Origin of the sequence: Chromobacterium sp. Panama, assembly GCF_003052555.1 — a bacterium.
Taxonomy (GTDB): domain Bacteria; phylum Pseudomonadota; class Gammaproteobacteria; order Burkholderiales; family Chromobacteriaceae; genus Chromobacterium.
Genome location: NZ_QARX01000001.1, coordinates 1,301,326 through 1,327,112, shown reverse-complemented (window position 1 = coordinate 1,327,112; position 25,787 = coordinate 1,301,326). Strand labels below are relative to the sequence as shown.

Annotated in this window: 22 protein-coding genes; 12 read left to right on the top strand and 10 right to left on the bottom strand. The window is 67.5% G+C overall.

The features are described 5' to 3' along the window. The first annotated feature begins 69 nt into the window (after positions 1-69). From DB032_RS06180 to DB032_RS06170, 3 genes are all read left to right on the top strand, one after another. Positions 70-1,239, top strand: coding sequence for a p-hydroxyphenylacetate 3-hydroxylase oxygenase component (locus DB032_RS06180; protein WP_107798694.1), 1,170 nt, complete (start codon positions 70-72; stop codon positions 1,237-1,239). Positions 1,240-1,443: 204 nt separating this feature from the next. Further along, positions 1,444-2,364: a p-hydroxyphenylacetate 3-hydroxylase reductase component gene (locus tag DB032_RS06175; RefSeq protein ID WP_107798693.1), complete on the top strand. Its 921-nt coding sequence runs from the start codon at positions 1,444-1,446 to the stop codon at positions 2,362-2,364. Between the two features lie 140 nt (positions 2,365-2,504). Further along, positions 2,505-4,088: a GMC family oxidoreductase gene (locus tag DB032_RS06170; RefSeq protein ID WP_107798692.1), complete on the top strand. Its 1,584-nt coding sequence runs from the start codon at positions 2,505-2,507 to the stop codon at positions 4,086-4,088. Positions 4,089-4,196: 108 nt separating this feature from the next. On the opposite strand, the gene DB032_RS06165 is transcribed toward DB032_RS06170, so the two are convergent. The 6 genes from DB032_RS06165 to DB032_RS06145 form a co-directional block, all read right to left on the bottom strand. Beyond that, positions 4,197-5,249: a DMT family transporter gene (locus DB032_RS06165; protein ID WP_199225831.1), complete on the bottom strand. Its 1,053-nt coding sequence runs from the start codon at positions 5,247-5,249 to the stop codon at positions 4,197-4,199. A gap of 140 nt (positions 5,250-5,389) precedes the next feature. Beyond that, complete coding sequence (locus DB032_RS24740) at positions 5,390-5,905, bottom strand: transporter (RefSeq protein WP_199225830.1); 516 nt, start codon at positions 5,903-5,905, stop codon at positions 5,390-5,392. Next, entirely contained in the window at positions 5,800-6,300 is a 501-nt protein-coding gene (locus DB032_RS24735; protein ID WP_199225829.1) for a transporter, read from the bottom strand. Before DB032_RS24735 ends, DB032_RS24740 begins: the two co-directional genes overlap by 106 nt. A 62-nt stretch (positions 6,301-6,362) precedes the next feature. Then, complete coding sequence (locus DB032_RS06155; RefSeq protein WP_107798690.1) at positions 6,363-7,586, bottom strand: MFS transporter; 1,224 nt, start codon at positions 7,584-7,586, stop codon at positions 6,363-6,365. Positions 7,587-7,749: 163 nt separating this feature from the next. Further along, positions 7,750-8,727, bottom strand: coding sequence for a helix-turn-helix domain-containing protein (locus DB032_RS06150; RefSeq protein ID WP_107798689.1), 978 nt, complete (start codon positions 8,725-8,727; stop codon positions 7,750-7,752). Positions 8,728-8,882: 155 nt separating this feature from the next. Beyond that, positions 8,883-9,869, bottom strand: coding sequence for a LacI family DNA-binding transcriptional regulator (locus tag DB032_RS06145; RefSeq protein ID WP_107798688.1), 987 nt, complete (start codon positions 9,867-9,869; stop codon positions 8,883-8,885). A gap of 311 nt (positions 9,870-10,180) precedes the next feature. On the opposite strand from DB032_RS06145, the gene ptsP reads away from it, so the two are divergent. The 3 genes from ptsP (at position 10,181) to DB032_RS06130 (ending at position 15,394) form a co-directional block, all read left to right on the top strand. Continuing rightward, positions 10,181-12,697 (top strand): phosphoenolpyruvate--protein phosphotransferase, encoded by a 2,517-nt coding sequence (ptsP, locus tag DB032_RS06140; protein WP_107798687.1) that lies wholly within the window; start codon positions 10,181-10,183, stop codon positions 12,695-12,697. Next, positions 12,694-13,641 (top strand): 1-phosphofructokinase, encoded by a 948-nt coding sequence (gene pfkB / locus DB032_RS06135; protein WP_107798686.1) that lies wholly within the window; start codon positions 12,694-12,696, stop codon positions 13,639-13,641. The genes ptsP and pfkB overlap by 4 nt, the downstream gene beginning before the upstream one ends. Before the next feature lie 73 nt (positions 13,642-13,714). Beyond that, positions 13,715-15,394 (top strand): PTS fructose transporter subunit IIC, encoded by a 1,680-nt coding sequence (locus tag DB032_RS06130; RefSeq protein WP_107798685.1) that lies wholly within the window; start codon positions 13,715-13,717, stop codon positions 15,392-15,394. 255 nt (positions 15,395-15,649) lie between these two features. Here the strand turns inward: DB032_RS06130 and DB032_RS06125 are convergent, their stop codons facing one another. Continuing rightward, positions 15,650-16,918: a hypothetical protein gene (locus tag DB032_RS06125; protein ID WP_107798684.1), complete on the bottom strand. Its 1,269-nt coding sequence runs from the start codon at positions 16,916-16,918 to the stop codon at positions 15,650-15,652. Between the two features lie 165 nt (positions 16,919-17,083). On the opposite strand from DB032_RS06125, the gene DB032_RS06120 reads away from it, so the two are divergent. Continuing rightward, the gene (locus DB032_RS06120) at positions 17,084-17,809 is read left to right on the top strand and encodes an ABC transporter substrate-binding protein (RefSeq protein WP_107798683.1); all 726 of its coding nucleotides are present in this window, start codon (positions 17,084-17,086) and stop codon (positions 17,807-17,809) included. Between the two features lie 73 nt (positions 17,810-17,882). Here the strand turns inward: DB032_RS06120 and DB032_RS06115 are convergent, their stop codons facing one another. The 3 genes from DB032_RS06115 to DB032_RS06105 all read right to left on the bottom strand — a co-directional run bounded on the left by DB032_RS06115 (position 17,883) and on the right by DB032_RS06105 (position 20,713). Then, a complete protein-coding gene (locus tag DB032_RS06115; RefSeq protein WP_146176587.1) occupies positions 17,883-18,680 on the bottom strand; it encodes a hypothetical protein in 798 nt (265 codons plus the stop codon). Positions 18,681-18,714: 34 nt separating this feature from the next. Beyond that, on the bottom strand, positions 18,715-19,857 hold the full coding sequence (locus DB032_RS06110; RefSeq protein WP_107798681.1) for a hypothetical protein: 1,143 nt from the start codon (positions 19,855-19,857) through the stop codon (positions 18,715-18,717). 298 nt (positions 19,858-20,155) lie between these two features. Next, positions 20,156-20,713: a GNAT family N-acetyltransferase gene (locus tag DB032_RS06105; RefSeq protein ID WP_107798680.1), complete on the bottom strand. Its 558-nt coding sequence runs from the start codon at positions 20,711-20,713 to the stop codon at positions 20,156-20,158. Between the two features lie 145 nt (positions 20,714-20,858). Here DB032_RS06105 and DB032_RS06100 point away from each other — a divergent pair, with 145 nt between their 5' ends. The 5 genes from DB032_RS06100 to DB032_RS06080 all read left to right on the top strand — a co-directional run bounded on the left by DB032_RS06100 (position 20,859) and on the right by DB032_RS06080 (position 25,782). After that, positions 20,859-21,902, top strand: coding sequence for a hypothetical protein (locus tag DB032_RS06100; RefSeq protein WP_107798679.1), 1,044 nt, complete (start codon positions 20,859-20,861; stop codon positions 21,900-21,902). A gap of 344 nt (positions 21,903-22,246) precedes the next feature. Further along, positions 22,247-22,663, top strand: a complete 417-nt coding sequence (locus tag DB032_RS06095; RefSeq protein ID WP_107798678.1) for a hypothetical protein — start codon at positions 22,247-22,249, stop codon at positions 22,661-22,663. A gap of 257 nt (positions 22,664-22,920) precedes the next feature. Then, positions 22,921-23,895: an ABC transporter substrate-binding protein gene (locus DB032_RS06090; RefSeq protein ID WP_107798677.1), complete on the top strand. Its 975-nt coding sequence runs from the start codon at positions 22,921-22,923 to the stop codon at positions 23,893-23,895. A gap of 18 nt (positions 23,896-23,913) precedes the next feature. After that, the gene (locus DB032_RS06085) at positions 23,914-24,744 is read left to right on the top strand and encodes an ABC transporter permease (protein ID WP_107798676.1); all 831 of its coding nucleotides are present in this window, start codon (positions 23,914-23,916) and stop codon (positions 24,742-24,744) included. 246 nt (positions 24,745-24,990) lie between these two features. Further along, complete coding sequence (locus DB032_RS06080; RefSeq protein ID WP_081545119.1) at positions 24,991-25,782, top strand: ABC transporter ATP-binding protein; 792 nt, start codon at positions 24,991-24,993, stop codon at positions 25,780-25,782. Positions 25,783-25,787 lie beyond the last annotated feature (5 nt).

The following is a 25,787-nucleotide window of genomic DNA, read 5'->3' as shown; positions in this document are numbered from 1 at the left end:
ATTCATTATTGAAACGCCCGCCGCCAAAGGCGGGCCGCTTCAGCGCCATCAAGCACAAAGGAGACCACCATGCGCCACCCCAACCCCTTGCTGGAAACCCTGCTCCCCATCCTGCCCGCCATCGCCGCCAACGCGGAGCGGGCGGAACGCGAACGCACCGTGCCGGCGGAAAACATCGCCCTCTTGAAAAGCGTGGGCTTTCATCGCGCCTTTCAGCCCAGGCCCTACGGCGGCCTGGAAATCAGCCTGCCCGAATTCGCCGATTGCGTGGCGGCGCTGGCCGGCGCCTGCGCCAGCACCGCCTGGGCCGCCAGCCTGCTGGCCACCCACAGCCATCAGATCGCGCTGTTCTCCGCCCGGCTGCAAGAGGAAGTCTGGGGCGGCGCGCCGGACGCCACCGCCAGCAGCAGCATCGCGCCGCTGGGCCGGGCCGAGGCCGCGGACGGCGGCGTGCTGCTCAGCGGAGAAATGGGCTGGAGCAGCGGCTGCGACCACGCCGAATGGGCGATCCTGGGCTTCCGCCGCCCCGGCCCGGACGGCGAGCCGCAATACTGCTTCGGCGTGGTGCCGCGCGCCGATTACCAAATCCGCGACGACTGGCGCGCCGCCGGCATGCAGGGCAGCGGCACCAAGACCCTGCTGGTGGACAAGGTCTTTGTGCCGGAACACCGGATCGAAGCGGCCAAGGACATGATGGAAGGCCGCTCCGCCGGCTTCGGCCTGTACCCGGACAGCAAGATCTTCTACGCGCCCTACCGGCCCTACTTCGCCAGCGGCTTCGCCGCCATCAGCCTGGGCGTGGCCGAGCGCATGCTGCAAGTGTTCAAGGAGCGCAGCCGCAACCGCATCCGCGCCTATACCGGCGCCCAGGTGGGCGCGGCGCTGCCCGCCTATATGCGGCTGGCCGAATCCACCCACCAAGTGCTGGCCGCGCGCGCCTTGCTGGAAGCCAGCTGGCGCGAGCACGCCGAGCACGGCGCGGCCAAACGCTATCCCACGGCGGAAACGCTGGCTTTCTGGCGCACCAATCAGGCTTACGCGGTGAAAATGTGCATCCAGGCGGTGGACCGCTTGTTCGAATCCATGGGCGGCAATTGCTGGCGGCTGGAAAACGAGGCGCAGCGGCTGTTCCGCGACTCGCACATGACCGGCGCCCACGCCTACACCGACTACGACGTCTGCGCCCAGATCCTGGGCCGTTCGCTGCTGGGGCTGGAGCCGGACCCCGCCATGGTCTAGACGAGCCGTTTACGATCTTCCCTGAGGCCCGACAGGGTGAACGCCGCTTCGAAACGTTCATGCGCCGTATGAGCAAAGCCGCTGTCCCAGTGGTTTTCGCCCTGCCCCGTTCCCGCCCGCGAAACTGCGAACAGGCTCTACCGACATTAGCCCCTCCCACCCGCGCCGCGCCGGCCCCGCGCCGGACGGCCCCGAGGACACGCCATGAACGCACCCGCCCCTGCCCATGACGCGCGCGCGCTGCGCCGCGCGCTCGGCAACTTCGCCACCGGCGTCACCGTCGTCACCGCGACCGCGCCGGACGGCGAACGCGCCGGCGTCACCGCCAACAGCTTCAACTCCGTCTCGCTGGACCCGCCGCTGGTGCTGTGGAGCCTGGACAAGCGCTCCGCCAGCAACGCGGTGTTCGAACAGGCCGGCCACTTCATCGTCCATGTGCTGGCCGCCGACCAGATCGAGCTGTCCAACCGCTTCGCCCGCCCCGGCGCCGACAAATTCGCCGGCCTGACGCCGGAAACCGGCCTTGGCGGCGCGCCCTTGCTGGACGGCTGCGCCGCCCGCTTCCATTGCCGCCTGCATCAAAAGCTGGACGGCGGCGACCACTGGATTCTGCTCGGCCTGGTCGAAACCTTCGACGACTGCGGCGCCGCGCCGCTGCTCTACCACCAGGGTGTGTACGCCGCCGCGCTGCCGCGCGCCCGCCCGGCCGCCGCCGCGGAACCGCTGCCCGGCTGGCTGGGCGACAATCTGCTCTATCTGCTGACCCAGGCGCTGCAGGCCTACCAGGCCAGCTACCGGCCGCGCCAGCTCGCCACCGGGCTGAGCGGCGGCGAAGCGCGGCTGCTGCTGGTGCTGGAACAGCAAGCGGAACAGGATGCCTGCGCGCTGCAACGCGAGACGGCGATGCCGCCGGAGGCGATAGAACTGGCCGAGGCCGAGCTGCGCCGCAAGGGGCTGCTGAGCCGCGACGCCGCCGGCTGCCGCCTCAGCGAGGCCGGCCGCGAGCAGGCCGCCACGCTGTGGCGCATCGCCGGCCAGCAGCAGCGGGAGATTCAGTCCGGCCTGGACGAACAGGATCTGGCCGCCTGCAAACGCGTGCTGCGCGCGCTGATCCGCCAGGGCTGAGCCCGCCTCCCGTCGCCGCGTCCGCGGCGGTCAAGGTCCGGGGCGCGCCGGGTCAAGGCCGCCGCGCGCGGCCGCCCTATGCTGGAGCGACCGCCCATCCTCAAACAGTCCAAGGGCGGCGCGACCACAAGGGAGACGCCATGCGCGACTACGACTACATCCTGATCGGAGCCGGCTCCGCCGGCTGCGTGCTGACCCACAGGCTGATCCAGGCCGGCAAGCGCGTGCTGCTGCTGGAAGACGGCCCGCCGGACGACAGCCCCTACATCCGCATGCCGGCCGCCTTCATCAAGGTGCTGGGCAGCGAACGCACCGTCACCTACCGCAGCGAACCGCAGCCGGAAGCCGCCGGCAGACGCATCTTCGTCCCGCAGGGCCGCACCCTGGGCGGCGGCAGCTCGGTCAACGCCATGGTCTATATCCGCGGCCAGGCCGCCGACTACGACGACTGGGCCGCCCTGGGCTGCGCGGGCTGGGAATGGTCGCAAGTGCTGCCCGCCTTCAAGAAGGCGGAAAGCCATATGCGCTTGTCCGAGCCCTACCACGGCGTGGACGGGCCGCTGAAAGTCAGCGACGCCCGCTACCGCCATCCGCTGAGCCTGGCCTTCGTCCAGGGCGCGCAGGAAGCCGGCCTGGCCTACAACGACGACTTCAACGGCCGCGAACAGGCCGGCGTCGGCTTCTACCACACCACCACCTTCGACGGACAGCGCGGCAGCACCGCCGCCACCTATCTGGCCGCGGTCCGCCAAGACCCCAAGCTGGACCTGCGCACCGGCTGCTATGTGCAAAAAATCGGGTTCGACGGCGGCCGCGCCTGTCAGGTGGAATGGCGCGACGCCGGCGGCGTCCAGCGCGCGCGCGCCGCGGCGGAAATCGTGCTCTGCGCCGGCGCGCTGTCCAGCCCCAAGCTGCTGATGCTGTCCGGCATCGGCCCGGCGGCGCAGCTGCGCGAACACGGCGTCGCCGTGCTGCGCGACGCGCCGCAAGTGGGCGCCAACTACCAGGACCATCTGGAAGTGTCGGTCTACGGCCGCGCCCGCGCGCCCATCAGCCTGCTGGGCCAGGACCGCGGCCTGGCTGCGCTGCGCCACGGCCTGCAATGGCAGCTGTTCCGCACCGGCTTGCTGAGCTCCAACGTGGTGGAGTCCGGCGCTTTCGTCGACACCGCCGGCGGCGGCCGGCCGGACATCCAGTTCCACGTGCTGCCCACCCTGGTGGGCGACGTCGACCGCGAGCCCTTGCCCGGCCACGGCATTTCCATCAATCCCTGCCTGCTGCGTCCCAAGTCGCGCGGCAGCGTCGCACTGGCCTCCGCCGACCCGGCCGCGCCGCTGCGCTTCGACAGCGGCGCCCTGCGCGAGGCCGAGGACCTCGCCGGCCTGCTGCGCGGCGTCAAGCTGGCGCGCCGCGTCCTGCGGGCGCCGTCCATGCGCCGGCTGATCGCCGAAGAACTGCTGCCCTCGCCGGCCGAAGACGCCGACGACGCGCTGCTGGAACAACACATCCACCAGTTCGCCAAGACCGTCTACCACCCGGCCGGCACCTGCCGCATGGGCGCCGACGCCGACGCGGTGGTGGACCCGAGGCTGCGCGTCAAGGGCGTGGCCGGCCTGCGCGTCTGCGACGCCTCGGTGATGCCCGCCATCGTCTCCGGCAACACCAACGCGCCGGTGGTGATGATCGCCGAGCGCTGCGCGGAATTCATGCTCAGCGGCCAGTAAGCGCCTCCCCCCTGCGTTTCAAGATCCTGCGACGGCGGGGATGGAAACATCCAAGCCGCGCAAGATGCGGCCCGCCATGGCTGCGGCGTCAAGATCCGTGGCGAAGGATTAATCCGCTCCGGCGCGGCTTGCCTTCAAATGAAATTCCGTGATCAGCATGCCCAGAATAATCAGCCCGGCCCCCAGTAAATTCAGAGGCGACAAGCGGTCGCCGGCCAGGAAATAAGCAAAAACACCGCCAAACAGCGGTTCCAGCACAATGATCAATGCGATTCGATTGGGCGAAGAGGCCACTTGGGCCCGAGTCTGAACATAAAAACCGACTGCCGTTCCCAATAGGGCGATGATAAGAATCGCCGTCATCGTCTCGCTTCGAAAGGGAAGCGAGAACTCATTCAAGGCCAATGACTGCAGCAAGGACAAGCCCCCCACGACCGCGACCTGGACAAAGGCGATGTTCAATACCCGCGCTGTCTTGCTGACCTTGGACAAAACAACAATGTGCAAAGCGAAGGAAGCCGCACAGAGCACAACCAGCATATCTCCCCAATGAATGGCCAGATTTTTCAAGGTCAGCAAAGCAAGCCCAATCGTCGCCGTGGCTGCGCCGAATAGCTGACGTTTTTCCGGGCGCACCTTTAACAGCCAATAAGCAAACAGCGGAGTAAAGACAACGGCCAAGCCCGTAATGAAACTGGCATTGGAAGCCGTGGTGTAAGCCAAGCCCTTGGTTTGAAAAAAGAAGGCCAGATATAGCGCGACGCCAGCGGCGACCCCTCCGAAAACATCCTGCCGCGAGAATCGACTCCCTTTGACCCGCGCCACGATCCACATCGCCAGCGCGGCGATGAGAAACCGGTAGGCGTTAAACGCCGAGTCGCTTAGATCATTCAGCGCATCGTGAATAGCGACAAAGGACCACCCCCATAAGGCGGTGACTAAAATCAGCGCGATTTCCCATCCCTGTCTGTGATGCTGTGGCTCAAGCTTACTCATGGATTTTCTTTCCAACTCAGCGACAAGCTGCGGGGGAGATGCGCAATAAGCGATCAACTTGCCCGCCATGACGAATTTGGGACCGCCAGGCCTGCGGCGGGCAGCGGTCATCGGACTGCGTCGCGGAATGGGAAGCGCACTGGATTGCACAAGAATTCCAATCATGCGGCATCTCGATGACGGCGCGGTGAAGAAAGAAGAAGCAAGAGAAGAAAATGAAAACTAGCGCGCGCGGGAGCGCGGCTCCGCCAAGAAAAAGCCGGACGCAAGCGCCCGGCCGTGTTTGCAAGCCCCATGTCCACCCGCTACAGCGGCAGCACCAGCTTGGCCCAGACTGCGCTGCCCTCGGGCCGGTTGCGCACATCGAACTCCTTCAACCACCTCAATTCCAGACCGGCCTTGTCGAACTGGTAGCGCAGCGCCGGACCGATGGCGAAAGCCTGGCCGCGAAAACCGTTGCCCGCCACCGCCCGGCCGTACTGGACATCGTCCGTGGTCTGCTTGATGAAGTAGCCGTTCAAGCCCAGCCTCCTGGCCGGGCCGGCCGCGTAGCTCAGCGAGTAATCGAAGTGGAACAGCTGGCCGGACTGGTAATCGGTATCGCGGTTCTTGCCGTTGAAGGTGTAGCTGATCTTGGACGACAGCTCCCAGCCGGACGCCGGCAGATAAGAAAAGGCGAATACCGGACGCAACGAATAATGATGGGCCCCCAGGTTCAACATCCGATTGCGGTCGTAGTCGCCGGTGGGCAGCACGATGTCGGCCGCCAGCGCCGTGTGCAGCGGCCCGGCGTCGCCCCAGGCCAGCACCGGCCCCAGCACCGCGTCGCCCAGGCCGCCGCGTCGCCCAGGCCGCCGCGGCTCTCATGCGCGCCGCCGGCGTCCAGGCTCATCCTGGGCAGCGGCGCCAGCGCGAAGCCGCCCAAGCGCCCGCCCCACAGCGTCCGGTCCGACATATACAGCAACCGCGGCACCAGCACGTCGGCGCTCAGCTTGAAGCCCGGCGCAGCGGAACGGCCGGCGTCGTCGTTGAAGCGGTCCGCCTGGTAATGGGTGTAATAGAACACGCCGTACCAGCCGGCCGGCGGCAGCGTGCCGGCGAGAAAACCCTCGGCGCCGGCGCCTATGGTGTCCGCGCCGGACTGGGTGGCCTGAGCCGTCGCGCAGGCCAGCGCCGCCGACAGCCCGGCCAGCGCCTTGATCAAGGTCTTGTGCATGATGATCTCCGTCAGGGAGTGCGGCGTCCCGGCGCAGCGGGACGCGCAATGAGAATGGCGGCTCAGGTCGGCGCCCGGTCGGCTTCCAGCGCGGCCCCGCCCGGCTTCAGCCGCAGCGGCGCGGTTTCGCGCAGGCCCAAGGACAGCAAGGCCGGCAGCAGCGCGCCGGCCATGGCGATCCACATCACGATGGACAGGCCGTAGCGGTCCGCGGCGAAGCCGGCCACCGTGGGCGCGACAAAACCGCCCGCCAGCTCGCCCACCCCCATGATCATGCCCAGCGCGGTGGCGATGCGCCGCGGCGACACCGTCTCCGCCGGAATCGTGGCCATGAACAGGGTGAAGCAGCCCAGGCCGGTGTAAGTGAGGAAGACCAGCGGCAACAGCCAGACCATGCGGTCCACGTTCAGCAACACCAGCGGGCAGCAAGCGGCGATCAGGGAAAACGCCACCATGGCCGGCTTGCGGCCGATGCGGTCCGAAATCGCCGGCACCAGCCCGCCCCACGCCACCCAGGCGAAGCCCAGGCTGCTCATCACCGCCCCCATCGCCTGCGGGCTCATGCCCTTGACCTGGATCAGAAAGGTGGGCGTGAAGGAAATCAGGATGATGAACCAGGTGATGTAGCTGCAGGCGATCAACACGCACAGCAGGATGTTGCGCTCGGCCAGCAACGAAGCGAAACCGCCGCCGCGGCCGGCCGGCGCCGGCGCGGGCGCCGGCTCGCGCACATGCCGCCACACCAGCCAGGCGATCAGCAGGCCGGGCAGGCAGGACAGATAGAAGGCCGCGCGCCAACCGTAGGCCTCGGCCAGCGCCACCAGCAACGGCGGCCCCAGCACCGCGCCCAGCAAGCCCGGCGCGGAGCCGTTGACGATGCCCATATTGAAACCGCGCCGCGCCGGCGTGGACCCCGCCGCCAGCAAGGATTGGGAAATGGGCAGCACCGGTCCTTCCGCCACGCCCATCAGCGCGCGGAACAGCAGCAAGGACAGAAAGCCGGCCACCAGGCCGGAAGCGGCGGAAAACAGCGAAAACGCCAGCACCGCCGCCACCAGCATCGGCTTCTTCGCGCCGCGCCGGTCCGACCATGCGCCCAGGCCCAGGCCGGACAGCGACCAGGTCAGCGCCAGCGCCGACGCCAGCATGCCCAGATGCGCGGGGCTCAAACGCAGTTCCGCCGCCATGAAGGGAAACAGGAAGGACAGCGCCAGCCGGTCGAAAAACACGAAACCGAAGCTCAGCGCCAGGATGGCCAACAATTTGTTTTCATAGGAGAGGCGCATGGCGGGCCTCTCTTTCGCCAGCGGCGCGCGCGCGGCCGCCCGGCGGCGAACCGCCCATTCGTGTGTGCATGATGGTGTCTCCTCTTTATTAGTTGGGCGTCCGCCGCGCCAGAAAGCGCTGCGGACCCGTCCACTCTAACGATGGGGAGAACGCGAAATTTGCCTAATGAGGACAGTCTTGTTGTCTGGGAAGGACGCGCGCGGCCAGGGCCTCGGCTCGGGTATGACTCGGCGTTTCGCCGTAACGGCGTTTATAGCTGCGACAGAAATGGGCGATATGGTTGAAGCCCCAGCGGAAAGCCAGCTCGCTCACCGATAAATGGCGCAAGGCCGGATCGGCCAGATCCACGCGGCAGCGTTCCAGCCGGCGGCCCCACAGGTGACGCGTCACCGACTCGCCCTCCTGCTCGAAGATGCGGGCCAGCTGACGCGCGGACACGCCCACCGCGCGGCTGATGCGCTCGCAATCCAGATCGTCCTCGGCCAGATGCCGCTCGATATAAGCCTTGGCCCGCCACAGGCTGCACAAGGTGGAACGGGAGGCCGGCAGGCCCAGGCGCGCGCTCCACAAGGAATGCAGCCATTCCAGCAACTGGCTGGCCAGATGCCGCCGCGCGGCCTCGCCGCCGCTGAGCAGGCGATGGGCGGCCAAGGCGTCCATGCCGGCGGCGCGCTCGATGCGCACCAGGCCGCGCTCGTTCCACACCCCCACCTGCTCCTGGAACAAGGACCGCGGAATGTCCAGCACCGCCATCGCCATATCGGCCGGAAAGCCGTGGCCGTAAGGGCGGGCGGTATCGTACAGCACCACATCGCCCGGGCCGTGGCGGGCGCACTCCACGCCCTGATGGCTGAAGCCCTGCCCCTGCAGCATCAAACAGGCGAAGATGGAGTCCCGGCCGTCCCGGCTCAGGCTATGTCCGCTGCGCGTCACCGCGTGCTGGTTGGCCCGTATCGTGGCCATGCGCAGCAGGCCGAAATCCTGCCAGTCCAGCGAAGCCTCCAGCCGCTCTTCCGGACGGCGGTCGCACTCCACCCGGACCAAGAGGCGGTCGACCTCGCTCAGCCAGAAATCCAGCTTGTCGCCGTCCGCCGCCTGGCGTGTGGAAAGATGAATGTCCCCGGCGTAACGCGTGTCCATGGCGGGCCTCCTCCTGACGGCCGCCCGGCTGGGCGGCGATGGCTGAAACGGCATCGGCAAATCATGGCACAATATTTAATACATTAAAAATCAAAACCGCGGCCGCCTTCCGCGCCGGACCAGGGGCTGTCTCGCCGCCGCCACAAGCGCGGCGGCTAGCCCTCGGCCAGGCTGGAGCCCCGCACCACCAAACGGCCGGTCAGCACCACCTTGCGAGTGGGCCGCAGCGGCTGTTCCAGCCGTTCCAGCAGCATCGCCATCGCCGCGCGGCCGATCTCGTCCACCGGCTGCTCGATCACCGTCAGCCCCGGACCGGCCAGCTCGGTCCAGCTGTCGTTGTCGAAACCGGCCAGCGCCAGCTGGCGCGGCAAGGCCAGGCCCAGCGCGCGCACCGCGCGCATCGCCCCCAGCAGCAGCAGGCCGTTGCTGATCACCAGCGCCCGCGGCGCCTCCGCCTCCGTCAGCCAGGCGGACACCGCCTGCTGCGCCGCCTCGGCCGTGGGCGCGACGAAACGCGCCGGCGCGGCCAGCCCGGCCGCCGCCAGCGCCGCGGCGAAGCCGGCGTGCCGCTCCGCGCCGGTGCTGCTGGTATTGCCGAACAGCCCGCCGATGCGGTCATGACCCTGCTCGCGCAGATGGCCGACCAACAGGCCGGCGGCGGCAGCGTTGTCCAAGACCACCGCGTCGGCCGCGCCGCCGGGCGCGGCCCGGTCGATCAAGACCACCGGAAACCCCAGCGCCTCCGCGTCCAGCATCTCCGCCGTGGCGCGGGTGGCGGCGAAGATCACCCCGGTGACGCGCTCCTCCTGCATCAGCCTGAGGTACATCGCCTCCTTGTCCGGGTTCTCGTCGGTATTGCACAGAATCACCCGCATGCCGGCCTGGTAGGCCACATCCTCCACCGCGCGGCTGACCGCGGTGAAGAAGGGGTTACGGATGTCGGACACGATCAGGCCTATGGTGTCGCTGTGCCGCGAGCGCAAACGCCGCGCGGACAAATTGGGCCGATAACCGGTGGCGGCGATGGCCGCCTCCACCTTGGCCTTCAGCGCCGCGCTCACCGGGCCCTTGGCCAGGGCCCGCGATACGGTGGCCACCGACACGCCGGCCGCCAGCGCCACATCCTTGATGCTGACCGTCATATGAAATCGTTTTCTCTTACCAAGATAGAAACTGGGTTTACGCAAGCATACCCTTAAAGCGTAATTTTACAACACTGCCGCTTGAGACGGCGCAAAGATGTAGCGGCGAAACTACGACTGTATTGACAGAAAAAATGTAATCGTTTTCAATCCACTCAGCGCGTGAACGGCGCCACCCCTCCGCAATGACAGCTGGCGGGCGCGGGCCGATCCGCTATACCGAGCCTGTCCCAAGCCGCGCCGCTTGCGCGTCGGGCCGTGAACGGGTTCCCGGAACCGCGCAGCCAATTGAACCGACAGAAGAGACCGCCATGCACGACACCGGATCGCCCTCCTCCCTGATCCAGCCCGAACTGATCCGGCTGGGCTGTCAGCCCGCCGACAAAGAGGCGGCCATCCGCCTGGCCGGACAATTGCTGGCCGACGCCGGCTGCATAGACCCGGCCTACATCGACAGCCTGCTGCGGCGCGAAGCGGTGGCCAACACCTTCCTGGGCAACGGCCTGGCCATTCCGCACGGCATGGTGGAAGACCGTCAGCTGATCCGCCGCACCGGCATCGCCATCGTGCAGATCCCGGACGGCCTGGAATGGAACCCCGGCCAGCGCACCCGGCTGCTGTTCGCCATCGCCGCCCAATCCGACGAACACATCACCCTGCTGCGCCGGCTGACCCGGCTGCTGCAGGACGAGGCCAGGCTCGAGCAATTGTTCACCGCCGCAGAGCCGGCCCGGGTGCTGGCCCTGCTGGAAGAAGACGCGCCGCCCGCCGCCGTCGACGCCGCGGCCGACCTAGCCGAGCGCGCGCAATGGATAGTCGACTACCCCAACGGCCTGCACGCGCGCCCGGCCGCGCAATGGGTGGAAGCCGCGCGCCGCCACGCCGCCCAGCTGCAAGTGCGCCACGGCCAGGACGCCGCCGACGCCAAGAACCTGATCAGCCTGCTGCAACTGGGCCTGCGCCACGGCGACACCGTCACCGTGTCCGCCCAGGGGCCGGACGCCGCCGCCGCTTTGTCCGGCCTGCTGGCCGCGATGCGCGACGCCTCGGCCCAGGAACAAACCGACGCCGCGCTCGCCGCGCAAAAAGCGCAGCTGCTGGCCGCGCAACAGGGCTGGACCCCGCCCGGCCACCCGCTGTCCATCGCCGGCATCGCCGCCAGCCCCGGCCTCGCCATCGGCGTGGTGCGCGTGCTGCACGCCGGCCAGCTCAAAGTGCCGGACCGCCCGGTGGCGCTGGGCGAAGGCGGCGACCGCCTGCACGCGGCGCTGAGCGCCACCCGCGCCGAACTGAACGAACTGGCCGCGGCCACCGCCAGCCGGCTGGGCAAGGCCGAGGCCGGCATTTTCCACGCCCAGGCGGAACTGCTGTCCGACACCGATCTGATCACCCTGGCCTGCCAGCTGATGGTGGGCGGCCACGGCGTGGAATGGGCCTGGCACCAGGCGGTGGAGCGCATGGCGGAACGGCTGGCCGCGCTGGGCAACCCGCTGCTGGCGGCGCGCGCCGCCGACCTGCGCGACGTGGGCCGCCGCGTGCTGCGCCAGCTGGACCCGGCGCTGAACAGCGCCACGCTGGCCGACATCGACGGCGACGACTGCATCCTGCTGGCCGCCGACCTCACCCCGTCCGACACCGCCACCCTGGACACCGGCCGCATCCGCGCGCTGGCCACCGCCCAGGGCGGCCCCACCTCGCACACCGCCATCCTGGCGCGCACCCTGGGCCTGCCGGCGCTGGTGGCCGGCGGCCCGGCGCTGCTGGACATCGCCGACGGCACCCCGGCCATTCTGGACGGCCTGGGCGGCCGGCTCTATCTGAACCCCGGCGAGCAAGACCTGGCCTCCGCCCGCGACTGGCTGCAGGCCCAGCAACGCACCCAGCAGCAGCAGGCGGAGCAGCGGCAGCGCCCGGCGGTGACGCCGGACGGCCACCGCGTGGAAATCGCCGCCAACATCAACCGTCCGGACCAGGTGGCCGCCGCGCTGGACGCCGGCGCCGAGGGCGTGGGCCTGATGCGCACCGAATTCCTGTTCCTGGAACGCGAGCAGGCGCCGAGCGAGGACGAACAGTTCCACACCTACAGCGCCATGCTGGACGCGCTGGACGGCCGGCCGCTGATCGTGCGCGCGCTGGACATAGGCGGCGACAAACAGGTGGACTATCTGAAGCTGCCGGCCGAAGAAAACCCCTTCCTCGGCATGCGCGGCTCACGCCTGCTGCTGCGCCGCCGCGATCTGCTGGAGCCCCAGCTGCGCGCGCTCTACCGCGCCGCCCGCGGCGGCCAGCCGCTGTCCATCATGTTCCCGATGATCACCTCGCTGAAGGAAATCACCCGGCTCAAGGGATGGTGCGAAGGCATACGCCGCGAGCTGGACGCCCCGGCGGTGCCGCTGGGCATCATGGTGGAAGTGCCGGCCGCGGCCATGCTGGCCGATCAACTGGCCGAATACGTGGACTTCTTCTCCATCGGCACCAACGACCTCACCCAATACACGCTGGCGATGGACCGGCAGCACCCGGAACTGGCAGCCGAAGCCGACAGCCTGCACCCCGCGGTGCTGCGGCTGATCCAGCACACTGTGGCCGGCGCCTCCCGCCATCAGCGCTGGGTGGGCGTGTGCGGCGGCATCGCCGGCGATCCCTTCGGCGCCGCGCTGCTGACCGGCCTGGGCGTAGCCGAGCTGTCGATGAGCCCGCGCGACGTGGCCGCGGTCAAGGCCAAGCTGTGCGCCAACGGCCACGACCGGCTGCGCGAGCTGGCGCAGCAAGCGCTGGCCTGCGACAGCGCCGACGAAGTGCGCATGCTGGCGCGGGAGCTGACATGAGCGCGCGCGTCCACACCCTCACCCTCAATCCGGCGCTGGACCAGACCATCGCCCTGGCCCGGCTGACGCCCGGCGAGGTCAACCTGGCGCAAAGCGCCAGCAGCAACGCCGGCGGCAAGGGCGTCAACGTGGCCAGCTGCCTGGCGGACTGGGGCGCGCCGGTAAGCGTCTGCGGCCTGCTGGGCCGCAACAACAGCGAAGCCTTCGAACAGTTGTTCCTGGACAAGCGCATCGCCGACCACATGCTGCGCCTGCCCGGCGACACCCGGGTCAACATCAAGCTGGCCGACCTCTCCAGCGGCGACACCACCGACATCAATCTGCCCGGCATCGCCGCCGGCGAAGCGCAGCTGGAACAAGTGGGCGCCGAACTGGCCGCCCGGCTACGCCCCGGCGACATCGTGGCCTTGTGCGGCAGCCTGCCGCCCGGCCTGCCCGCCAACAGCTATCTGCGGCTGTGCCGGCTGCTGCGGCCGCTGGGCGCGCGGCTGCTGCTGGACAGCAGCGGCGAGGCGCTGAGCCAGGCGCTGGACGGCGACGCGCCGCCGCATTGCGTCAAGCCCAACCGCCACGAACTGGAGCACTGGGCCGGCCGCGCCCTGCCCGACACCGCCGCGGTGCTGGACGGCGCGCGCGGGCTGCTGCAACGCGGCGTGGAACAAGTGGTGGTGTCGCTGGGCGCGGACGGCGCGCTGTTCGCCGGCCGCGACCACGCGCTGCTGGCCGCCTTGCCCGCGCAACAACCGCTCAGCACCGTGGGCGCCGGCGACGCGCTGGTGGCCGGCCTCGCCGCCGCGCGGCTGGACGGACTGGACCGCGAGGCCGAAGCCCGGCTGGCGGTGGCCTTTGCCGCCGCCAAGCTGGCTCGCGTCGGCCCGCACCTGCCGCCGCCGGAACAAGTGCGCGCGCTGGCGGCGCAAGTCCGGCTGCGAAACCTGGGCTAAGCGCCCGTTAGCGACGCGGCATCAGGGGGCTTCGCCTGCGGCTCCAAACTAAAAACACAAGGGAAACAACGCCATGAACCTACTTGCCATCATCGCCTCCGGCGAACGCAGCACCCAGGGCCGGCTGGCCGCGGAAGCGCTGCGCCAGGCCGCCCAAGGGCTCGGGCATTCTCTCAGCCTGGAACTGGACGGCGCGCCGCCGCTGGACGCGACCGAAATCGCCGCCGCCCAGGCCGCGCTCCTGATCGGCCCCGCCGCCGATCTGCGCCTGGACGGCCTGCCCTCGCTCCGCCTGAGCCTGGACCAGGCCCTGGCCGATCCGGCCGACGCCGTCCGCCGGGCCGCGGCCCTGAGCGCCCCGCAAACCGAAGCGCTGCGCATCGTCGCCGTCACCTCCTGCCCCACCGGCATCGCCCACACCTTCATGGCGGCGGAAGGCCTGAGCCAGGCCGCCCAGGCGCTGGGCCACGCCATCCGCGTGGAAACCCAGGGCTCGGTGGGCGCGCAGAGCGCGCTCAGCGCCGGCGAGATCGCCGAGGCCGATCTGGTGCTGATCGCCGCCGACACCCAGGTGGAGCTGAGCCGCTTCCACGGCAAGCGTCTGTTCCAAAGCGGCACCAAGGCCGCCATCAACGACGGCCGGGCGCTGCTACGCCGCGCCATCGCCGAGGCCGCGCCCCACCGGCCGGACGCCGCCGGCGCCGCGCCGGAAAAACCGGCCAGCGAGCGCAGCGGCCCGTACAAGCACCTGATGACCGGCGTTTCCTTCATGCTGCCCTTCGTCACCGCCGGCGGCATCATGATCGCGCTGGCTTTCGCGCTGGGCGGCATCTACGCCTTCGACGACGCCAACAAGGGCACCCTGGCCTGGGCGCTGTTCCAGATCGGCGCCAAATCCGCCTTCGCGCTGATGGTGCCCATCCTCGCCGGCTATATCGCCTACTCCATCGCCAACCGTCCCGGCATCGCGCCCGGCATGGTGGGCGGCATGCTGGCCGCCAGCCTGGGCTCCGGCTTTCTCGGCGGCATCATCGCCGGCTTCATCGCCGGCTACGGCACCGATTGGCTGAACCGCAAGATCCAGCTGGGCCGCAATCTGGACGGTCTCAAGCCCGTGCTCATCCTGCCGGTGCTGGGCTCGCTGCTGGTGGGCCTCTTGATGATCTACGTGATCGGCGGCCCGGTGGCCGCCCTGCTGGGCATGCTGACCGAGGCGCTGAAGAGCTTGCAAGGCAGCAGCGCGCTGGTCCTGGGCGCCATCATCGGCGCGATGATGGCCTTCGACATGGGCGGCCCGGTCAACAAGGCCGCCTACGCCTTCTCCACCGGCCTGATCGCCAGCCAGGTCTATACGCCGATGGCCGCGGCCATGGCCGCCGGCATGACGCCGCCGCTGGGCATCGCGCTGGCCACCAAGCTGTTCGCCGACCGCTTCAGCGCCGACGAGCGCGAGGCCGGCAAGGCCGCCGGCGTGTTGGGCCTGGCCTTCATCAGCGAAGGCGCCATCCCCTTCGCCGCGCGCGATCCGCTGCGGGTGATCCCCGCGCTGATGCTGGGTTCCGCCGTGGCCGGCGCCATCTCCATGCTGGCCGGCGTGGAGCTGAAAGTGCCGCACGGCGGCGTCTTCGTGCTGCCCATCCCCAACGCCGTCAGCCACCTGGGCCTCTATCTGCTGGCCTTGCTGGCCGGCACCGCCGTCACCGCGGTCGCGCTGCGCGCGCTGAAAAAGCCCGCCCAGCCCGCCGCGGCCTGAGCCCGCCGGCGCCCAAGCAAGCGAAAGCCCCTCCCGGCCATGGCCGGGAGGGGCTTTTTTATGCGGGTTTCAGCGCCGTGGCGCCGACGCGCGGCGAACCGTGAAAATCCTCAGCGCCTGTTCCACGTCTCGCGAGCATGCGCGAGACAAGGCCTTGCGGCTGAAGAAGCGGCATGGCCATACGGCACATGAGCATTCTGAAGTCGTACTCTCCGGGCGACTTTTCACGAAGCGCAGCAGAGTTTGAACAGGTTCTCAGAGGCGCAAACCCACCCCCAACTGCGGACGCGCCAGCCCGGCCAAGACCATCTGCACCGAGGCCGAGGCGCGCTCAAACGCCTGATCGATGCGCCGCTCGTCCTCCGGCCCCGCCATCTGCAAATCCGCCTTCAACATCTTGCCGATGCCGGACAAAGTCTCCGTCACCTCCGCGCCGCGGGCGTTGAAACGCTCCAGCAGCTTATGCAAGGGGTAATGTTTCTTGGCCACCGCCGAATCCTTGCCGGCCAGATAGTTGCGGCCCACCGTCTCCGCCAGCGAGCAGCCTTCGCGGTTGAACAGGTAATCGATGTCGTTGAAGCGCTCCGCCTCGAACGACTCGCCGAACTTGGCGCGGCCAAAGTCGATCGCCTTCAGAAACACCGCGCCGTCCTCCTTGCGTTCGTGCACCAGCAGGTTCTGCATGTGCAGATCGCGGTGGGACAGCTGATGGCAGTAGAAGGTCCTGGTCATGTCCACCAATTGCGCCGCCACGCTGCGGGCCTGATCCAGCGACAGCAGAGGCAGGCCGACATCCAGTTCGCGGCTGACGATGACCGCCGGGTCGTACTGCTCGACCCGGGCGTAGGCAAACTTGTCGCTGACGCCCGGCGGCGCGGCGATCTGCTGCTGGGTGGAGAGATAAGCCCGCAGCGCCGGACGCGACTCGGCGTACGCCTCCAGCTGGCCTTCGCGGACGAAATCCGCCCGGCCCACCCCGTCCCGCGCCTGCAAGACCCCGGTATCGGCGTGAAAGCGCTTGTGCACCCCGCCGGAAGCAAAATCGCCGTCCAGCAGATACATCAGCCCCGGCGAGACGTCCATCCGGTAATCCGCCAGCGACGCCGCCTGCGCCTGAGCCTGCTCGGCGCCCAGCGGCGCACCCAGCCGCGCCAGCACCACTTCACGCCCCTCCTGCGACAGTCGCTCCGTTTTCAGCGGCTGGCCGTTGATGCAGTAACTGATCTTGCCGCCGCCCTGTTCCGGCGCCACCGCGACCGTGAACAAGCTCCGGTTGCTGGGCGTGGCCAGTTGCGCCAAGCGATTGAAAATATCGAAGGAGCGCGCCGGCGACGGGCTGTCCACCAGCTTGAACAGGGTGTTCAGCGCATCCTGTTTTTTCTCGGCGCGGAACACATCCTTGAACTTGTCCCACAAGCTCATATGCGTGGCCGTCTGCCGATCGCCGCTCATCATGCGGGCCACCCGCTCGTTGCTCAGGGAAAACGCCGGACCGCCGGCGCTGAAACTAATGGAAGAAGACATCGCGGCTTACCCCGTCAATGATAGTGCGAACCAACCGCGCCCCGCCCAGGGGGCGCCCCTGACGGCCATTCTCGGCAAGGCCGCCGCGGGACGCTTGCAAAAACCGCCCAGCTTGCCGCCCCGCTCCGGCCATACCAACGGAAGGCGGCGACGACGGGGGCAACCATGAGGCGTGTGTTGAGCATGCTGTTGTTTTGCGGGGCGGCCTGGGTGGCCCAGCCGGAGACCTGGCGCATCGCCGGCGACATCCAGTTCGCGCCCTATAGCTACCAGAACGACGCCGGCGCCAAACCCCAGGGCCTGGACGTGGACATTGTCCAGGCGGTGATGGCGGAAGCCAGAATCCCCTATCAGTTGCACCTCTATCCCTGGGAACGCGTCAAGCAGATGCTGGGCAACGGCGATGTGGACATGGCTTTTCAGTTCGCCGGCACCGCCGAGCGGCGCGGCCAGTACGAACTGGCCGGCCCGATACGCACCGGCCGCACCGTGTTCATGGTCTTGAAGCAGCACGGCCTGCAAAACTGGAGCACCCTGGCCGACCTGGCCCCGCTGACCATAGGCCAGGTTCACGGCTACGCCTATGAGTCCGCCTTCGACAGGGCCCAGCTCAAACGCGACGCCAGCGCCACCAATCCCGAACAGCTGCTGCTGATGCTGCTGGCCGGCCGCATCGACCTGATCGTCGGCGACCGCGGCCAGCTGCTCTACTACGCCCGCCAGCTGCGCGCCTTGCCCAATGTGCGCATCCAGCCCAAACCGCTGGTGGAAATGCCGCGCTTCGTCGCCTTCGCCAAGGGCGACAGCCGCGCCGTCCAATTCAACGCCGCGCTGGCCCGGCTGCAGCAAAACGGAAAACTGCAAACGATTTACAACCACTGGCAGCAATGAGCGCCCACCCTTGGACGCAAAAAAGCCCGGCCGCCTTCTGAGGAAGGCGCGCCGGGCCGGTCCCCGCCCGCGGCTACAAGCAGCCGGCGGTGCCGCCGCCCACGTTCAGCCTGGCCGCCGCGTTGCCGCGCAGCGACATCACGTTCTCCTTCAAGGACTGCAGCCGACGTCCGTTGAATTCATGCGCCAACTCGCGCGCCCCGCTGTTTTCCGCCTCCTCCGCCGCCTTGGGCAGATAAGAGATCTTGATGTCGGACACGTAGTCGGTCTGATTGGCCAACTGTTGGCGGATCACATTGTCGCAAGACGCGCACGGCGCTTGCGAGATATAGCCGACCATGCGTCCGCCACGCGGCACCGCGCCGTCCAGGATGTCCTTCTCAAAGGTTTTCAAGGCCTTCAGCTCCGCGTCCGTCGCCTGCTTGTCTATGATAGCGGACAGCTTGCCATTGGGCACGTTCACATTGGTGGCGGCCTTTTCCACGCTGCTCTGGCGCAGATAGCCGGAGTAGGCCTTATGGCCCGGGGAATTGGCCTCGTACAGCAAATCCGCGGTGTCCTGACCGGACATCGCGTTGTACACGCGGGTGCCGCCCGGATAGTTGTACTCGAAACGGGCCACCGTGGCTCCGCGCCACTTGGTCTCCAGCTTCTTCAGCTTGGACGAGGACGGCGGATTGGCCTTGGCCGCGCCGCTGACGCCGTTGACGTGAAACTCCATCGCGTTGACCAGTTCGCCGGGCACCAGGCTGTTCTTGTCGGTCACCTTGCTGATGTCCACCGTCGCGCCCGCCAGCGCCGCGGCGGACAAGGCCAGCATCAGAACGGCCGCCGCCGCCCTGCGCGCTTGCTTGAATGTACGCATAGTCATCTTCAATCCTGTTCGCATTGCTTGATCGCCAAGCTCAAATCCGGCAGAAGCGGCTGAGATAGCCGGACTCTGTGGCCGCCACTTCCTCTTCGGTCAAGGCCGCTTCGGCCCCCAATTCGGACGCCTCCAAAGTGGAGAAGAACTCCATCGCCGCCATGCCCTCCATCAGCAGCGCGATCGGCAGCAAGAGCTTGGCCAGCCGTTGGAAGCCGCTGCTTTCCTGTTCGGACGGCGGATGCGGCTTCATTTGCTGCTGATAGAGCTTGCGATACCAGTCGCTCAGCTTCTGGTCGGTCATATTGGCGTAGCACAGCTTGCCGCTGCTCTCCGGGTAGAGGTTCTTGCCGTCCTTGGCGCAGGGGAAGTCGAACAGATAGCCCTTGCGGTCCTGATAGGCCGCGGCCAGGCGCGCCACGCGGAACTGCGCGGCCGGCTGGAACTGGCCACTCTTGAAGCCGGACGAATTGAAACGGGTGCGCCGCACCTCGTTGTGCAGCAGGTTCATCAGATAGTGCTTGTCGTATTCGGACAGGCTGTTCACGCCGGTGGTGGCGCTGCTCAGATAGCGGTCCAGCACCTCCTTGCGGATGCCGTTCTGCAACTGCTTGGCCGCCGGCACTTTCTGCGTCGCGTCGCGCAGCAATTGCGCCGCCACCGCAAACTTGGCGGCGATGGTGCTGTAACCGTAGCCGAACACGTCCAGGCTCTTGTAGAAGATGTCGCCGTCCACCCCGGCCTTGAAGGCATTGGCCAACACCAGCTTGTCCTCATCCTGGCGATAGCCGGCGCGGCGGCGGTTCAGATCCACGTCCGCGCCCGGCAAGGCCTTGTTCAGACCCGCCTCGCTGGCGAACAATTTGACCGAATCGTCCATGCTCAGATTGACGCGGTGGTAGCGGTTGAAATCGCTGAGCGCGTTATTCCACTCAATGGAATTGATGATGGGCGGCTGGAGATTGAGATCGGAGTAGGCCGAGCCCGGCGTTTTCAGGAAGTCCTTGGCGATCTTGTCGCCGCCGAGATCGCCCTGGCTGCGGTTCTTGGTCTTGTAATACAGCACCGACTTCAACAGGGTGTCGGGCACAAAGGTTTCGGCCATCGCCGGCGGCGTCAGCAGCAGGCCGGCGGCTGCCAGGCCGCTTAGCCAGCGCGAACGCCGAGTAAAGCTTTGGGTCATCACGGACTCCAATGGAGATTAGAAACAGGAGGGAGGCATGGGTCGCTTTCAGGTCTGTTCAAAATCCGCCGCGGCGAGCGCCGCTTTGGAACAGGCTCATGGACGATGAGGCGCGGATCGGGCTGCCACCCGTTCACGCCAATAAATAAGCGTAATATAAAATTCTAATAGACTAGAGCCTAAACTCAGGGTTCCGCCTGAAATTGCAAAAATCGCTCATCGCGCATAAAAGCAGCCTATCCGCCATGCCGCGGGCAATAAAAAAGCCGCCTGACGGCGGCGGTTCTCCCTCCCGGCTTCAAGCCTCGGGCGGTGCCGCGGCCCACTCCGCCGCCGACAACAGATACAGGCAATGCCGCCGCAGCGGATGCCCGGGCTCCAGGGCCGGATGATCGAAATCCCGTCCGGCGTTGCGCATGCCCAGCCGCTGCATCAGCCGCTGCGACGGCAGATTGGGCAAGGCGGTGAAAGACACGATTTCGTCCAGGCCCAAGGTCTCGAAACCGAAGGCCAGCGCCCGACGCGCGGCCTCGGAGGCGTAGCCCCGGCCCCAGGATGCGCGCCGCAGCCGCCAGCCCGCCTCCACGCAGGGCATGCACGGCAATTCCGCGCGCGGCACCGCCAGGCCGACGAAGCCGAGGAAGTCCCCGGACGCTTTCTCCTCCAGCGCCCATAGCCCCCAACCGCGCGTCGCGATCAAGCCGCGCTGGCGTTCCATGCCTTCCGCGCTGTCCTCGGCGCTCAGCAGCGCCGGAAAATAACGCATCACCTCCGGATCCCGCCCCATGGCGACGAAGGGCGCCAGATCTTCGTCCCGCCATTGGCGCAGCCATAAACGCTCCGTCTCCACCTCCATTGTTCCCCCTTCCCGTTCACCGCGGATTCATCCCGAATCCGTCATTATCACGGAACCGTAACCGCCGGCTGAGTAAAATCTGCAAGGCAAGCCGTCCGCGTCCCTTTAGCATGCGGCGATCAACCTTCTCACGCGTCTGCCCATCATGCTCATTCAAGCTTCCCGCGCCGCCGCGCCCCAAACCACGGCAGCGGACGAACCCGCCCGCTCCCACGCCGCCGCCAGCCCGATAAAGACGCGGCTCAGCCAGACGGCCAACCGCGCGGACGCCCCCGCCCCGACACGGACCGCGCCGCGCGCCAATCCGCTGGACGGTCTCTGCGCGCCGCAGCCGCTGGAGCGGCTCAATCCCGAGCCGGCCCGGCAAAGACTCAAGGACAGCGCCCTGCTCGCCAACTTCCCCTATAGCCGGGATCTGGACAGCCTGCGCGCCACCCAATGGAGCCCGGACGCGGAACTGGCGCGGCTGCTGGCCAAGGGCAGCACACTGGAGTTTCAGCCCCAGCAGGCGCGCCTGATGGACCCGGAAAGCGGCCTGGTGGCCTATGTGTTCCGCAACAAGGCCGAGGGGGACATCCGCCTGGTCTTCGGCGGCACCACCAGCGGCCGCGGCGTGGGCGGCCTCGCTCAGCGCAATCTGAAAAACCTGGCCAGCGTGGCGCGGCAGTGGCGCGCCAACATCGGCAACGCCGCCTTTGGCGGCCGTCCCGCCTGCTACGCCCAGGCCGCCCAGCTCACCCGCAAGCTGCAAAGCCTGGCCGCCGGCCTGCCGCTGATGCGCAGCGGCGAGCCCGGCTACACCGTCAGCACCGGCGGCCACTCGCTGGGCGGCGGCATGGCCGCCTACGCGGCGATGCAGCTGTCCACCCCGCAGCGCCCCGTTCACGCCGAGTGCTTCAGCAGCGCCCAGTTCGGCCGCGGCCTGCAAAACGAACTGCTGGCGCGGCACGGCAACGATCTGGATCAGGCGCGCGCGGCCGCGGCCCATATCCGTCATTACTGCGTCCAGGGCGATCTGGTGCCGGCGCTGGACGGGCTGTTGCCGGTGCGCCACGTCGGCCAGCTCTATCTGCTGCCGGCCAACCGCCAGGCCGACGACAGCCGCCTGGGCCGCCATGACAAATTCCTGGATCATGTGCAAGACTTCGTCGCCAGCGCCTGGCAGGGGCAATCCCGGTTTTACGCCTAGAAGACCCGGCCGCCGCCCGGTCCCGGGCCGGGCGGCTCAATCAGCGGTCCAGGCGCCGATGCCGCCTTGACCCCCTCATCTCCGCTAGGCACAATCGCAAACGCGCCGCCCCAACCGGCAGCGCCCAGATTGGAGTCTGGTCCCGCCGCCTCGGCCCAAGCGCCGCAACCGCTTGGTCCGTGCCCTTGCACCCTTCAGCCATACCTAAAACGGGCAGGCCGTGGTGGGAGGGTGCTCGCACCCGCCGGACCGTGGCGCCGGAACTCCAATCCTGCCATGCGCCTGCCATGAGCCTGCGGCTGCCCGTCGCCCCATCGGCAGCCTGAATCAACAGGAGTGCGCGCATGTCCGTCAAATACCCGATTCGCCGCCATTACCGCCCCAATCTCAAACCCGTTTCCTATCAGGAACTGCCCTTCGCCGCGCGCTTGCCGGACCATCCTCAAGTCCATTGCTGGCAAGTGCCGCCGGCCGACGATTATCGCCAGGCCTATTTGCTGGGACGCGAATATGCCGGCCATTTCATCCAGTACCTGCAGGACAATCCCGACGTCCCGAAACGCGCCTTGCTGGCGCGCATCGCCGCCGACGTCGATTTCTCGGTGCAAGGCCCCGAGCAAGGCTATTGGGCCGGCTTCTTCGCCTTGGTCGAACAGGTGCTGATCTTCCCCATCGACATCTTCGGCTACATCGACCGCATCAAGCTCCGGGAGGACGCCTTGCGCCAGCAGACGGCAAAACGCTTGGCCGATACTGAATAAGTGCAGCTATTGCGCCGCCGACGACTGAGCCGCTTTTGGCACAGCCGCCGGCGGCGCTGGCTGAATCCGGCCACGCGCTCCCGGCGCAAGCCATGAAAATCAACAGTTTAACGATGAAGTGAGCTGGCACGCGCTTTGCCTAATAAGAACCACCTCGCGGCCTCGCTCCGCGTCGCCGCGTCGTTTAAATGCAAACGTCGTATAAATAGAAGGTTGCCGCGCTCCGCCCGGCCCCATACCCGCAAAGGAGAAACACCATGCAACGCATCCGCACCTGGCTCTGTCTCGCCGCCCTGGGCGGCGGCCTCTCGCTGCCCGCCCTCGCCGCCGACGTGGTCCGCCTGGGCAATCTCAAGTTCGCCCACTACGGCGCCATCAGCTATATGAAGGAGATTGCGCCCAAATACGATCTGAAGATCGAGGAGCGCATGTTCGCCAAAGGCATAGACATCATGCCGGCCATCGTCGCCGGCGAAGTGGATATCGCCGCCAGCGCGGCGGACGCGGCGGTGGCCGGCCGCGCCGGCGGCGCGCCCATCTTCGCGGTGGCCGGCTTCGCCAAGGGCGGCGCGCGCATCGTGGCCGCCAAGGACAGCGGCATCAAGAGCGTCAAGGATTTGAAGGGCAAGAAAGTGGGCGTGGCGCGCGGCGGCGCGCAGGAGCTGCTGCTGGCGGCGGAGCTGGCCAAATACAAGCTCAGTTGGTCCGACAAACCGGGCAAGGACGTGCAGGTGATCTACATGCCCTTCGCCGATCTGAACCAGGCCTTGATGGGCAAGCAGATAGACGCGATGAGCCAGTCCGAGCCGCAGTCGTCCCAGGCCATCAACAAGGGCTTCGGCGTGGAAGTGCTGAAGCCTTACGACACCCCGCTGGGCGAGCCCATCCGCACCCTGGTGATGACGGAGAAAATGTACAAGGAACGCCGCGGCGTGGCGGAACGCTTGATCAAATGCTTTGTGGAGGCCACCAACACCTTCATCAAGAACCCCAAGCTGGCGGAAAAATACGTGCGCGAGAATATGTTCAAGAACCAGATCAGCGCCGACGATTTCCAGGACGCGATCTCCAACTCCCCGTACAGCTACGATCTGAGCGTGGCCCATATCCAGACCACCACCGACATGATGCAGCAGTACGGCATCGGCAAGATGGCCAAGCCGCCCAAGGCGGCGGACTGGGTGAAGCTGGACTTGCTGAGCAAGGCCAAGCAGGACCTCAAGGTTAATTGACGGCGGCGGGAGCAAATCATGCAGCAGACTGTGTTTTCCCGGCTGGGCCAGGCCTGGTCCAGCCTGGCGGTGCCCATCGCCATCGTGCTGATCTGGCAGGCCAGTTCCAGCCTGGGCTGGATCAATCCGCAAATCCTGCCCTCGCCGCTGGCGGTATTGCAAAAGTGGCTGGCTTACTGGCAGCCGCTGGAAGCCTACGATCCGGCCTCCGGCGGCTATCTCGCCTGGCTGCTGTCCGGCGAGCTGGTCCACGACGTGGCGGCCAGCCTGTGGCGGGTGGTGCTGGGCTTTGCGCTGGGCGGCGGCCTGGGCTTGCTGCTGGGGCTGTTCATGGGCGTCAGCGACCCGGTGTACCGGGCCTTCAACCCCTTGATCCAGTTCCTGCGGCCGATCCCGCCCATCGCCTGGACCCCGCTGTCCATCCTGTGGTTCGGCCTGGGCAATCCGCCGGCGGTGTTCCTCATCACCATAGGCGCTTTCTTCCCCATCCTGATGAACACCATTTCCGGCGTGCGCAATGTGGACGGCATCTATATCCGCGCCGCGCGCAATCTGGGCGCCAGCCACGCCACCCTGTTCCGCCGGGTAATCCTGCCGGCGGCCACGCCCTTCATCTTCACCGGCGCGCGGGTGGGCATGGGCACCGCCTTCATCGTGGTGATCGTGGCGGAGATGATCGCGGTGAACAGCGGCGTCGGCTACCGCATCATGGAGGCGCGCGAGTATTTCTGGACCGACAAGGTCATCGCCGGCATGGTCACCATCGGCATTCTCGGCCTGTTGATCGACATGCTGATGCAGGGGCTGAACAACCGCCTGCTGAAATGGCATCGCGGCATCGACCAGTAAAAACCCGCTCAATGTCCGCTGCGCGTTGTGGGTCGTCTCAAGGTGAGCGCCGCTTAGAAATGCCCATGTACCACGCGTACATTCCGCTTTCTCGGCAGTTGTCGCCTTGTCTCGCCCTAGCGCGCGGAACATTGAACAGGCTCTGATCACAATGCACCGCCGGACCCGCTTCGACGCGGGTGCGGCGCAAAGAACGAATTCGCGCAACAGCGGCCCCCACTGCTGCGCGACATGGAAGGATGAGGCATGAGCGCCCAGATCGAAGTGCAACAGGTGCAAAAAGTATTCAAGACGCCGGGCGGCGACGTAATCGCCCTGCGCGACATCCAGCTGGACATCCAGCCCGGCGAGTTCGTCTGCCTGCTGGGCCCGTCCGGCTGCGGCAAATCCACGCTGCTCAACGCCATCGCCGGCTTCGCGCCGCCCAGCGGCGGCGAGATCCTGGTGGCCGGACAACGCGTCGCCGCGCCCGGACCGGACCGCGGCATGGTGTTTCAGGAGTACGCGCTGTTTCCGTGGATGACGGTGGAACAGAACATAGGCTTCGGCCTGGAAATCCAGAAACGCTCCCCGGCCGAGATCCGCGCCGCGGTGGAGCCGCTGCTGGACAAGCTGCACCTGCGCGACTTCCGCCACCGCTTCCCCAAGGACCTGTCCGGCGGCATGCGCCAGCGGGTGGCGATTGCGCGGGTGCTGGCGCTGGATTCGCCGGTGATGCTGATGGACGAGCCCTTCGGCGCGCTGGACGCGCTGACCCGGCGCTCCTTGCAGGACGAGCTGCTGCGCATCTGGCAGGAGAGCGGCAAGACCATCATCTTCGTCACCCACAGCATCGAGGAATCCATCTACCTGGCGGACCGGGTGGTGGTGATGACCTACCGCCCCGGCACCATCAAGCGCGACGTGCGGGTGGAGCTGCCGCGCCCGCGCGACCCCAGCGCGCCGGGCTTCAACGATCTGAAACGGGAGCTGACCCGGCTGGTGATGGAGGAACATTCACGCCACGAAGCCGCGGAACTGCAAGCTGCGGTAGACTGAGGCAT